Annotated in this window: 11 protein-coding genes; 7 read left to right on the forward strand and 4 right to left on the reverse strand. The window is 75.2% G+C overall.

The window, feature by feature from the left end; genetic code table 11:
• The first annotated feature begins 240 nt into the window (after positions 1 to 240).
• The 5 genes from FHU37_RS05755 to FHU37_RS05775 all read left to right on the forward strand — a co-directional run bounded on the left by FHU37_RS05755 (position 241) and on the right by FHU37_RS05775 (position 3,544).
• Positions 241 to 1,122 carry an AfsR/SARP family transcriptional regulator gene (locus tag FHU37_RS05755; protein WP_179813133.1) on the forward strand — a complete coding sequence of 294 codons (882 nt, stop codon included), beginning with the start codon at positions 241 to 243 and terminating at the stop codon, positions 1,120 to 1,122.
• Positions 1,123 to 1,241: 119 nt separating this feature from the next.
• Positions 1,242 to 2,102, forward strand: a complete 861-nt coding sequence (locus FHU37_RS05760; protein WP_312892445.1) for an AfsR/SARP family transcriptional regulator — start codon at positions 1,242 to 1,244, stop codon at positions 2,100 to 2,102.
• Positions 2,103 to 2,279: 177 nt separating this feature from the next.
• The gene (locus FHU37_RS05765; RefSeq protein ID WP_179813134.1) at positions 2,280 to 2,864 is read left to right on the forward strand and encodes an NUDIX domain-containing protein; all 585 of its coding nucleotides are present in this window, start codon (positions 2,280 to 2,282) and stop codon (positions 2,862 to 2,864) included.
• A gap of 9 nt (positions 2,865 to 2,873) precedes the next feature.
• Positions 2,874 to 3,305: an HIT family protein gene (locus FHU37_RS05770; protein ID WP_179813135.1), complete on the forward strand. Its 432-nt coding sequence runs from the start codon at positions 2,874 to 2,876 to the stop codon at positions 3,303 to 3,305.
• A gap of 44 nt (positions 3,306 to 3,349) precedes the next feature.
• Entirely contained in the window at positions 3,350 to 3,544 is a 195-nt protein-coding gene (locus tag FHU37_RS05775; RefSeq protein ID WP_179813136.1) for a hypothetical protein, read from the forward strand.
• Positions 3,545 to 3,628: 84 nt separating this feature from the next.
• Here the strand turns inward: FHU37_RS05775 and FHU37_RS05780 are convergent, their stop codons facing one another.
• Positions 3,629 to 4,486, reverse strand: a complete 858-nt coding sequence (locus tag FHU37_RS05780) for an alpha/beta fold hydrolase (protein WP_179813137.1) — start codon at positions 4,484 to 4,486, stop codon at positions 3,629 to 3,631.
• 217 nt (positions 4,487 to 4,703) lie between these two features.
• Here FHU37_RS05780 and FHU37_RS05785 point away from each other — a divergent pair, with 217 nt between their 5' ends.
• Positions 4,704 to 5,510, forward strand: a complete 807-nt coding sequence (locus FHU37_RS05785; RefSeq protein ID WP_179813138.1) for a sugar phosphate isomerase/epimerase family protein — start codon at positions 4,704 to 4,706, stop codon at positions 5,508 to 5,510.
• Between the two features lie 145 nt (positions 5,511 to 5,655).
• Positions 5,656 to 7,221: a Dyp-type peroxidase gene (locus tag FHU37_RS05790; protein WP_179813139.1), complete on the forward strand. Its 1,566-nt coding sequence runs from the start codon at positions 5,656 to 5,658 to the stop codon at positions 7,219 to 7,221.
• Here FHU37_RS05790 and FHU37_RS05795 read toward each other — a convergent pair.
• Genes FHU37_RS05795 through FHU37_RS05805 form a run of 3 tightly spaced genes read right to left on the reverse strand, consistent with a single transcriptional unit; the run spans position 7,218 to position 10,655 of the window.
• Positions 7,218 to 8,549 carry a serine hydrolase domain-containing protein gene (locus FHU37_RS05795; RefSeq protein WP_179813140.1) on the reverse strand — a complete coding sequence of 444 codons (1,332 nt, stop codon included), beginning with the start codon at positions 8,547 to 8,549 and terminating at the stop codon, positions 7,218 to 7,220. The two genes, FHU37_RS05790 and FHU37_RS05795, sit on opposite strands and share 4 nt — an antisense overlap.
• A gap of 55 nt (positions 8,550 to 8,604) precedes the next feature.
• Positions 8,605 to 9,591: a dTDP-glucose 4,6-dehydratase gene (gene rfbB, locus FHU37_RS05800; protein WP_179813141.1), complete on the reverse strand. Its 987-nt coding sequence runs from the start codon at positions 9,589 to 9,591 to the stop codon at positions 8,605 to 8,607.
• Complete coding sequence (locus FHU37_RS05805) at positions 9,588 to 10,655, reverse strand: glucose-1-phosphate thymidylyltransferase (RefSeq protein ID WP_179813142.1); 1,068 nt, start codon at positions 10,653 to 10,655, stop codon at positions 9,588 to 9,590. The genes rfbB and FHU37_RS05805 overlap by 4 nt, the downstream gene beginning before the upstream one ends.
• Between the last annotated feature and the right edge of the window lie 31 nt (positions 10,656 to 10,686).

Below are 10,686 nucleotides of genomic sequence, written 5' to 3' on the forward strand. Positions count from 1 at the left end.
TTGCGTTAATCGGACTTGATGGAATCGCGCCGGGCGCCCCTGGAGGGCCTTGTTGGCGTGGTCCGCCCTCCGTACAATTCCGTGTGCGACTGGTGGCGGACGGTGATCCCGACGGCGTGACTCCTTCCGCGTGACCGCTCGCGCCGGACGGCGCGCCGACGAAGGACCCGCCCCGACGCGTGTTACCGGCCCGCCGGTCGCGAATTGCCGGGCACCTTATCCAGCGGAAAGTCGGGGCGGATGGACATCAGCGTTCTGGGCTCGTTCACGGTGCGCGAGTGCGGAAGGAATGTGGTTCCCACGGCCGCCAAGCCGCGGAAGCTCCTCGCCCTCCTCGCCACGCACCCCGACCAACTCCTCTCCGTCCGGTCGATCCTCGACGAGCTGTGGGGCGAGGACCTGCCGCGCAGCGCCATGACGACCCTGCAGACGTACGTGCTGCACGTGCGCAACCACATCGTGAGCGCGCTGGTCGAGGCCGGCCGGCCGGCCAGCGCGGCCAAGGCCGTGCTGGTCACCCAGGCCCGCGGCTACCTGCTGGCCACCCACGGCGGCGCGGTCGACCTGCGCGAGTACGAGCGGCTCGCCGCCGAGGGGCACCGCGCGGTGGAGGCCGGCCGGTGGGCCGAGGCGTCCGACCGGTTCCGCGGCGCCCTGGGGCTGTGGCGCGGCCCCGCCCTGGTCGACGTGGAGGCCGGCCCGCTGCTGTCGGTGCAGGTCGCCCGCCTGGAGGAGTCCCGGCTCAGCGTGGTGGCGCAGATGATGGAGGCCGAGCTGCGCATCGGCCGACATCATCGGGTGCTGGACGAGCTGGCCGGGCTCGTCGAGCAGCACCCCACCCACGAGAGCCTGCACGCCCTGTACATGCTGGCGCTCTACCGCGCCGGCCGCCGGGACCGCGCGCTGGAGGTCTACGCGCGGCTGCGCCGGGTGCTGGACGACACCCTCGGCCTGGAGCCGCTGGCCAGCGTCCAACGCCTGCACGGCGACATCCTCAACTCGCACCCGGGGCTGGACGCCCCCGACGCCGAGGGGACCGCGGGCGAGGCCGGCCGCGACCGCGACGGCGCGGCGGTGGCCGCCCTGGCGGTGAGCGGGGCCGGTTTCCGCGGTGTTTCCTGAGCGGGTCGCCTCGGGAAAGGTTTTCCGGGCGGCTGCCGTCGGCGCGTCCCGGAAAGGAAAGCCGGGTATACCGCCTCCGGGTTCGATACCCGGGTACGGAGGTCAGGTCCATAATGGACATGCACATGCAGGTAAAAGTCCTCGGCCCACTGGAAGTCACCCGGTACGGCCGGGACGTCGTTCCCACCGCCGCGAAACCCCGGAAACTCCTGGGCCTGCTCAGCCTGTACGCCGGCCGGGTCGTTCCCATTCCCTCCCTCATGGAGGAGTTGTGGGAGGGCGAACCGCCGCGCAGCGCGCTCAGCACCCTGCAGACCTATGTGCTGCGGCTGCGCACCCTGATCGCCGCCGCCGTACCGCCGGACACCCCCGCCGCCCCGGCCAAGGACGTGCTCGCCCTGCGCTACGCCGGGTACTGCCTGGACACCGGCGGCGCCGGCAACGACGTCCTGGAGTACGAGCGGCTGGCCGCCGCCGGGCACCGCGCGATGACCCGGCGCGACCACGCTACCGCCTCCGAGCGCTACCACGAGGCACTGCGGCTGTGGCGCGGCAGCGTGCTGGCCGACCTGGAGGCCGGCCCGCTGCTCGACGTGGAGATCGCCCGCCTGGAGGAGAGCCGGCTCGGCGTGCTCGCCCGCGCCGCCGAGGCCGACCTGTGGCTCGGCCGGCACCAGCGGCTGCTCGGCGACCTCACCGCGCTGGCCGCCATGCACCCGATGCACGAGCGGATCCACAGCCTCTACATGCTGGCCCTGTACCGCTCCGGTCGCCGCGACCGCGCGCTGCACGTCTACGGCTCGCTGCGCTCCACGCTCAACCGGGAGCTCGGCATGGAGCCCTCCCTCGCGCTGCGCCGGATGCAGCACGCGATCCTCAGCGCCAACCCCGTCCTGGACCACCACGGCGCCGACACCGACCCCCGCGCCGCGCGGGGCGGCGCCGACGGGGCCGACCTGCTGGAGCAGCTGGTCGGCTAGCCGGAGCCGGCTCGCCCGCCGCCCCGGAGGGCTGTCACGACATCACCCGAACGGGGGGCGGCCGGTAACCCGATCGGGGGGTGGGTCGTTCAGCAGGGTGCCGGAGCCGCGGCACGGGGGTGGGGCCTTCCACGGCCACGACGCGTGCGGGCCGCGACAGCGCGAGAGGGGACCGCCATGCACCACCGCCACCAGGGCGACCAGCTCCCACCCGCCAGCCCCGTCCAGCCGGCCGATCCGGAGCTGGTGGCCTGGTTCGCCGAACAGCCCGGCCCGCTCGCCGGGGTGGACGCCGTGGTGCAGGACGAACGCGGGCGGCTGCTGGTCGTCGACCCGGTCTACAAACCGGGCTGGGACCTGCCCGGCGGGCTGATGGACAGCACCGAGCTCCCGGTGGAGGCGCTGCGCCGCGAACTCGCCGAGGAACTCGGCATCGAACCGGCGGTGGGGCGGCTGCTGGTGGTGGACGCCGTGCCGGCCAGCGTGTTCGGGCGCACCGTGCTCACCTACCTCTACCACGTGGGCCCGCTGACCCCCGAGCAACTCGGTGAGCTGCGGCTGGTCGACGGCGAACTGCGCGCCGCGCTGTTCCTGCCGGTGGAGGAGGCGCTGGCCCTGCTCCCGGACGAACTGCGTCGCCGCACCGCTGCCGCGCTGGCCTCGCTCGGTTCCGGCACCGTCGCCCACCTGCACCACGGCCGGCCCTTCCCGGGAACCCGGGAGGCTCTCCAGCTCTGGCCCGGGGAGCAGCCCGGGGCTTGACTGGAGGGCATGGCGCGACAGACATCCGACTGCCCCTTCTGCGCGATCGCCGGCGGCGCGGACGCCCACCGGGTGTGGGAGGACGAGCAGGTGGTGGCCTTCCTGGACACCCGCCCGCTGTTCCCCGGGCACACCCTGGTGGTTCCCCGGGAGCACGTCCCCACGCTGACCGAGCTGCCGGCGGACCGCCTCGGCGGCTTCCTCGCCGCCGTGCAGCGGCTGGCCGGCGCGATGGAGCACGGCTTTGGCGCCGCCGGCTCACTGGTGGCGGTGAACAACCGGGTGAGCCAGTCCGTGCCGCACCTGCACGCGCACGTCGTGCCGCGCAACCCGAAGGACGGGCTGCGTGGCTTCTTCTGGCCACGGACCCGCTACCGCGACGAGGAGCACGCCGCCGAGACCGCCCGCACGCTGCGCCGCGCCCTCGGCGGCAGCAGCTGATCGCCGGCTACCGGGAGGTCGTCGACCGGGCGCACGCCCGCGGCGTGCGGGTGATCGGCGGCACGGTGCTGCCCGCCGACCCGGCCGACCCGCGGGCCCTGGCGCCCGCCTACGACAGCGGGGACGGACTCCACCCCGACGACGCCGGCACGGCCGCCATGGCCGACGCGGTCGACCTGGGGGACCTGCGGCCGCTGCCGGGGTTCCGCCCGGCCGGCGCCGCGGCGGACGCCTCCTGAACTCCCCGCCGGCCGGCCCCGGGGCCGGCCGCGCGGTGGCGGTGACCGACCGCGCCGCGTCAGGCCCCGGGGCCGGCCCCCGGCTCAGCTGTCCTTGAGCCAGTCCAGCAGCAGGGCGGACAGCCGCTCGGCGGCGTGCTCCGGGAACCAGTGGCCGACGCCCTCCAGCCGCTCGTAGCGCCACGGCCCCTGGACGAACTCCCGCGAGCCGGTCATCTGCTCCTCGGTGAGCGCCATGTCCCCGTCGCTCCACACCCCGAGCACCGGGCAGCCGATCGGCGGCAGCGGTCCGCTCGGCCCGGCCTGGACGTAGCGCACCGGGTCGACGTTGGCGCGGTACCAGTTGAGGCCGGCCGTCAGCGCGCCGGGGCGGGCGAGGTCCGCGAGGTGGCGGGTGAGCACGGGGTCGTCGTCCGGGACCCCGTCGTGCGCCCACTGGCGGAGCCACCGCCAGTCGTCCTCCGGCAGCGCCTTCTCGGCCGCCCCCGGGAAGCAGAACCACAGCATGTACCAGGAGAGCTGGCGCTGCCGGGCGCCGGCCGCGGCGAAGGCCGCGGGGTGCCCCACGGAGAGCGCGGCCAGCCGCTCCACCCGGTCCGGCGCGGCCATGGTCAGCGACCAGGTGACCACGGCCCCCCAGTCGTGCCCGACCACCGTGGCGGTGGGCAGTTCCAGGGCGTCCAGCAGCCCGGTCACGTCGCCGAGCACCACCGGCATCCGGTAGGCGTCGACCTCCGCGGGGCGGTCGCTGTCGCCGAAGCCGCGCAGGTCGGGCGCCACGACCCGGTAGCCGGCGGCGGTCAGCGTCTCGATCTGGTGGCTCCACATCGCCGCACGGTCCGGGAAGCCGTGCAGCAGGAGGACGGCCGGCCCCGAGCCGGCGTCCACCACGTCGAGCGTGACGCCGTTGACCGCGACGCGGCGGGCGGGCGGGATGGTCATGCGCTGCTCCCTCGGGTCGTCTTCAGGGGCCGGTGGGTCCGGGGCGTCGCCCGCCCCGCCGGCCCGGTGGCGTCGGGGTGATACCCCGGCCGTCCGGCCGGCACCCGACTCCGTGAAACGGAGGACGCGGCCGGCGCCGGTCCGGTTGACCGGCCGTCAGGGACCGGCCGTCCGTCACCGCTTGCGCCGGTCGGCGATCCCGGATATGCCCTACACCATGGATCCTGCCAGCCCGTCGCCGCGCGCCGCCTCGCCCCGCCCCGCCGCCGCCGGCGTCCGGCCGGTGATCGCGCCGGGCCTGCACACCTCGGCGCTGGGCGGGCTGGGGATCGACGCCGTGGTCCGGGCGGCCGCCGCGGCCGGGCTCAGCACCCTGGAGTGGGACAGCCGCCGCCATGTGCGCCTCGGGGACGCCGTGGCCGCCGACGAGGCGGGGCGGCGGACGCGGGAGGCGGGCCTGGCGGTCTCCTCCTACGGTCCCGTGCCGCGGGCCGGCCTGGAGGACGCCGCGGAGTTCCGCGCGGTGCTCGCGACGGCCCGCCGTCTGGGCGCGCCGCGGATCCGCCTGGTCGTGCCGGGCGGCGGCCCCGGCCTGGACGCCGCGGAGCGGCGGGCGACGGTGGCCGGCGTCCGGCGGGCCGTCGAGCGGGCGGCCGGGGAGGGCCTGGGCACCGTGGTCGAGGGGGCGGGGCCGGCGCCGGACACCGGCTGGCTGCTGGACGAGGTGGACCACCCCGGGCTGACGGCCTGCTGGTGGCCGCCGGTCGGCATGCCGGCGCCGGAGGTGGCCGGGACGCTGCCGCCGCTGCTGCCCCGGGTCCGCGAGGTGTGGGCGTTCTCCTGGTGGCCGGGGCGGACGCGGCACACGCTGATGTTCCGTCAGGCCATGTGGCGGGAGGTGTTCGCCGTGCTGCGGGGCGCGGGCGGGCCGGTGGACGCGCTGCTGGGTCCGCTGCCCAGCGACGATCCGGCGGTGCTGGCCTCCGAGTCGGCCGCCCTGCGCGGCCTGGCGGCCGGCGGCTGAGCGGGCCGGGGTTCACCCGCGCGGGTGGAGATCGCCACCCGTTGGGGTGAGCGGTCGGTTCCGGGGTCACGCGTTCGGCTCATAGTCATGGCGAGCCGCTCCACCGAAGCCTTCCCGTGCCACCGCCGATCAGGAGGAGCAGTCCGTGCCGATCAACCTCATGCAGACGTCGATCGCCCCCCAGGCCAGCGCGTCGCTGACGGCCGCGCTGGCCGACACCCAGGGGAACATCCTGAAGAGCCACGGCCGCGACCACAGCGAGCACCTCTTCGTGCGGTTCACCGGTGATCCGGCGGCCTGTGGCGGCTGGCTGGCCATGATGGCGGACACCCATGTCACCACCGCGCTCGAACAGTTCGAGGCCTCGCTCGCGCGGGCCGAGGCGGCGGCCGTGGTGGAGGGCATCCTCGATCCCCGTGCCAAGGCCAGGGCGATAACCATCCTCCCGGACGGCGGGGCCTTCGTGAACCTGGCGCTGTCGGCGGCCGGGTACCGGGCGCTGGGCCTGGCGGACCGGATGCCGGACGATCCGAGCTTCCTGCTGGGCTCGAAGGACGCGAGCATCCTCGCCAAGCTGCGCGATCCCGCGGTGGAGGAGTGGGAGGCCGGCTACCAGGGGGAACTGCACGCGCTGGTCCTGGTGGCCGACGACGACGCGGAGAACCTGGCGGCGACGGTCGCCGCGATCGAGGCGTCGCTGGCCGGGACCGACTCCGCCGGAACGCCGATCGGCGAGGTGGCGCACCGGGAGACCGGTGTGGCGATGCGGCTGGACGACGACGGCCGGCCGCTGGCCAGCGCCCCGGTCCGGGAGCACTTCGGCTTCGTCGACGGGATCAGCCAGCCGCTGTTCTTCGCCAGCGACATCGCCGAGGCGCGGCGCAGGAACGGCGGCATCGACGGCTACGACTCCAGCGCCCCGCTGGCGCTGGTCCTCATCAAGGACCCGGGCGGCGGCCCGGACGGCCACGGCTCCTACTTCGCCTACCGCAAGCTGCGCCAGGACGTCGCGGCCTTCAAGGACGGTCGGCGCCGGGTCGCGGAGGCGATCGCCCTGGAGGCGGGCCGGGAGGAGGCGACCCCCGCGGACGAGGAGCTGGCCGGCGCCTACATGGTCGGGCGGTTCCGCGACGGCACCCCGGTGGTGGTGCAGGACGTGCCCGGCTGGACCACGCTGCCGAACAACTTCACCTACGACGGGGACGCCGACGGCGTGCGGTGCCCGCTGCACGCCCACATCCGCAAGGTGAACCCGCGCGGGGACACCCGGGCGCAGCTGGGCATCCCGCTCGGCGGCTCGCAGGCCCGGCGGATCGCCCGGCGGGGCGTCAGCTTCGGTCCGCAGACCCTCGATCCGGCGCCTGAGGACGAGGTGGGCCTGCTCTTCCTGAGCGCCCAGGCCAGCATCGTGGACCAGTTCGAGTTCACCCAGGTGTCCTGGAGCGGCTTCCCGGACTTCCTGCGGCCGGGGGTGGGGCTGGATCCGCTGATCTCGCAGCCGCCGCCGGGGACGGAGCCGGCCCCGCAGGCGTGGCCCCGGGACTACGGCTCGCACGACCAGATCGTCTTCGAGGACGAGGGCAACGTGGTGATCAGCCCCTACCTCCAAGACATCTCGGTCGGCCCGCTGGTGACGGTGCGGGGCGCCGAGTACTTCTTCGCGCCGAGCCCGAGCTTCCTGCGCTCGGCGGGCTCCGCCGAGGCGGGTTAGGGCACCTCCGCGCAGGGCTGGCGGGTGAGGACGACGGCGCCGAGGTCGAGCGCCGTCGGGGTGCCGTCCGGGGCGCGGACGACGCGCAGGGTGTCCCCGGCGTGGCCGCCGTCCAGCCCGGTCCAGGTGCCGTCGGGCTCGGCGCGGAAGCGGCAGGGGCGGGCGCGGAAGCGGGACGGGCGGGTGCGCACGTTGACCTGGCCGAGGTCGAGCAGGCCGTCCCGGCGGATCCGCAGCACGTGCGGGCGCGGCCCCCAGTACCAGTAACCGGTCAGTTCCAGCAGGTCCGGCGCGACCTCGCGGGGGAGCCACTCCGCCGGGACGGCCGGTTCCCGCTCGGCGAGGATGCCCAGCAGGTCGGTGGCGAGGCTGGGGCTGACCCCGGAGCTGGTGTTGGCGAGGAAGACCGCGCCGGTGCGCTCCGCCGGGTCGGCCCAGACCGTGGTGAGGAAGCCGGGGGCGCCGCCGGGCTGGCCGACGATGCGCCGGCCGCCGACCCGGAGCAGCTGCAGCCCGAGGCCGAATCCCAGGGACCACTCGTCGCCGTCCTCCACGACGGCCGGCTCGCGCATCTCGGCGAGGGTGTCCGGGTGCAGCACCTCGCCGGTGTCCCCGCCGAGGAAGACGGCCCAGCGGGTGAGGTCGGTGAGCGTGGACCACAGGTCGCCAGCGGGGGCCATCGCCCCGCCGCCGGCGGCGGGTTCCGGCACCAGCGTCTCCGCCCAGGGGTGGACGGCCCAGCCGGTGGCGTGCGGGGCGCGGGGCGCGGTGGTGGTGTCGGCCAGCCCGAGCGGCTTCAGGATCTCCCCGCTCACGGCGTCCGCCCAGCTGGTGCCGCGCAGGCGTTCGACGACCCGGCCGAGCAGCGCGAAGGCCAGGTTGGAGTAGTGGTAGCGCCGCCCGGCGCGTTCGATCAGCAGCTCGGGGCCGGTGGGCAGCTCGGTGGGGCCGGGCACGCGCGGCCAGCCGCCGGGTGGGAAGGTGGCCAGGCCGCCGGTGTGCGAGAGCAGTTGGGCGATGGTGCGGTCCCCGGCGGCGGTGCCGGGCAGGTGCCGGTCCAGCGGGTCGGCGAGGTCCAGCAGGCCGGCGTCGCGCAGCCGCATCACCAGGACGGCGGTGAAGGTCTTGGTGGTGGAGCCGATGCGGTACTGGGTGTCGGGCGTGGGCGGCCGGCCGTCCACCCGGCCGCGGGCGCCGGTCCACACCGTGCGGCCGTCCCGGATGACGGCCGCCAGGACGGACGGCACCCGTCCCTCGACCTGGGCGACGGCGAGGCGCCGCAGCAGGGCGCGTTCCGTGCTGGGCAGCAGCTGGTCGGCGGCTGGCATGGCTGCGCGGGTTTCCCTTCTGGACGGCCCCGGGCGGGGCCTGGGCGTGCGGCGGTCAGACGGCGGCGGGGTGCGGGGAGGGCTGCCAGCGGGACGGGTTGTCCCGGTACCAGGCGACCGTCTCGGCGAGCCCGGTGGCGAAGTCCCGGCGCGGGCGGTAGCCCAGCTCGGTGCTGATCTTGGTGTCGTCGACGCGGTAGCGCCGGTCGTGTCCCTTGCGGTCGGCGACGTGCTCCACCAGGTCCCAGTCGGCGCCGCAGAGCGAGAGCAGCAGGCCGGTGAGCTCCCGGTTGGCGAGCTCGGTGCCGCCGCCGATGTTGTAGACCTCGCCGGCCCGCCCCCGGGTGCGCACCAGCTCCACGCCGCGCACGTGGTCCTCCACGTGCAGCCAGTCGCGCACCTGGGCGCCGTCTCCGTACAGCGGCACGGGCAGCCCGCGCAGCAGGCGGGTGACGAACAGCGGCACGATCTTCTCCGGGTACTGCCGCGGGCCGTAGTTGTTGGCGCAGCGGGTGACCCGGACGTCCATGCCGTGGGTGCGGTGGTGGGCGAGGGCGAGCAGGTCCGCGGCGGCCTTGGTGGCCGCGTACGGGGAGCTGGGCCGCAGCGGGGCGTCCTCGGCGCTGGTGCCGTGCGGCACGGAGCCGTAGACCTCGTCGGTGGAGACCTGCACGAAGGCGTCCACGCCGTGCCGGAGCGCGGCCTGGAGCAGCGTCTGGGTGCCCAGCACGTTGGTGCGGGCGAAGGCCGAGCCGTCCTCGACGGAGCGGTCGACGTGGGACTCCGCGGCGAAGTGCACCACCTGGTGGTGGTCGGCGACCAGGTCGTCGACCAGCAGCGGGTCGCAGACGTCGCCGTGCACGAAGGTGAAGGCGGGGTGGTCGCGCACCCGTTCCAGGTTGGCCGGGTCGCCGGCGTAGGTGAGCCGGTCCAGGACGGTGACGGCGACGTCGCCGGGGCCGTCCGGGCCGAGCAGCGCGTCCACGTAGTGCGAGCCGATGAAGCCGGCTCCACCGGTGACCAGGATCCGGGTGGCGCTCATCCGGCCACCCGCACGGTGCTGTGGTCGCCGAGGAGGAGCTGTTGGGCGCCCGGTGGCCGGGCGGAGGAGGTCACCGTGACGTTCCGGCCGATCAGCGAGGCGGTGACCAGGCGCACGCCGTCGATGCGGGAGTCGCGCAGCACGACCGAGTACTCGATGCCGCTGCCGTCGATCCGGCAGCCCTCGCCGATGGAGGTGTGCGGTCCCACGTAGGAGTCGGTGACCACCGCTCCGGCGCCGATGATCACCGGACCGACGATGCGCGAGCCGCGCACCACGGCGCCCTCGGCGATCCGCACCCGGCCGACGACGCTGCTGTCGGCGTCGACCTTGCCGTCGATCCGGGGCTGCACGTCCTCCAGCACCAGCCGGTTGACCTCCAGCAGGTCCTCCACGCTGCCGGTGTCGCGCCAGTACCCGGAGCCGACGGTGGCGCGCACCCGCAGTCCGCGCTCGATCATCTCCTGCACGGCGTGGGTGATCTCCAGCTCCCCGCGGGCGGAGGGCCGGATGGCCCGGACGGCCTCGTGCACGGCGGGGGTGAAGAAGTAGACCCCGACCAGGGCGAGGTCGCTGCGGGGGCGTTCCGGTTTCTCCTCCAGCCGGAGCACCTCGCCCGACTCGTCGAGTTCGGCGACGCCGAAGGCGGTCGGGTCGGGCACCCGGGAGAGGAGTAACTGGGCGTCCGGCCGTTCCCGGCGGAACCGTTCGGCGAGCTCGCCGAGGCCGCCGGTGACGAAGGTGTCGCCGAGGTAGAGCAGGAAGTCGTCCTCGCCGAGGAAGTCCCGGGCGGTCAGCAGCGCGTGGGCGATGCCGAGCGGGCGTTCCTGCCGCACGTAGGTGACGCGCAGGCCGAACCGGGCCCCGTCGCCGACCACCTCGCGGACCTCATCGCCGCGGTCGCCGACGACGAGCCCGACGTCGTGGACGCCCGCCGCGGCGATCGCCTCCAGGCCGTAGCAGAGCACGGGCTTGCCGGCGACCGGGATCAGCTGTTTCGCGCTGGTGTGGGTGAACGGACGCAGCCGGGTCCCGGTTCCCCCGGCAAGCACAAGAGCCTTCATGGACCTCGCCATGGCTTTCTCGGAACCCCCG

The sequence above is a fragment of the Allostreptomyces psammosilenae genome (assembly GCF_013407765.1).
In the GTDB taxonomy this organism is placed as follows: domain Bacteria; phylum Actinomycetota; class Actinomycetes; order Streptomycetales; family Streptomycetaceae; genus Allostreptomyces; species Allostreptomyces psammosilenae.

Bases quoted from the DNA above. Each gene is read 5' to 3' on its own strand.
- FHU37_RS05755 (WP_179813133.1), top strand. From the start codon at position 241: ATGGACATCAGCGTTCTGGGCTCGTTCACGGTGCGCGAGTGCGGAAGG.
- FHU37_RS05760 (WP_312892445.1), top strand. From the start codon at position 1,242: ATGCACATGCAGGTAAAAGTCCTCGGCCCACTGGAAGTCACCCGGTAC.
- FHU37_RS05765 (WP_179813134.1), top strand. From the start codon at position 2,280: ATGCACCACCGCCACCAGGGCGACCAGCTCCCACCCGCCAGCCCCGTC.
- FHU37_RS05770 (WP_179813135.1), top strand. From the start codon at position 2,874: ATGGCGCGACAGACATCCGACTGCCCCTTCTGCGCGATCGCCGGCGGC.
- FHU37_RS05780 (WP_179813137.1), bottom strand. From the start codon at position 4,486: ATGACCATCCCGCCCGCCCGCCGCGTCGCGGTCAACGGCGTCACGCTC.
- FHU37_RS05785 (WP_179813138.1), top strand. From the start codon at position 4,704: ATGGATCCTGCCAGCCCGTCGCCGCGCGCCGCCTCGCCCCGCCCCGCC.
- FHU37_RS05795 (WP_179813140.1), bottom strand. From the start codon at position 8,549: ATGCCAGCCGCCGACCAGCTGCTGCCCAGCACGGAACGCGCCCTGCTG.
- rfbB (WP_179813141.1), bottom strand. From the start codon at position 9,591: ATGAGCGCCACCCGGATCCTGGTCACCGGTGGAGCCGGCTTCATCGGC.
- FHU37_RS05805 (WP_179813142.1), bottom strand. From the start codon at position 10,655: ATGAAGGCTCTTGTGCTTGCCGGGGGAACCGGGACCCGGCTGCGTCCG.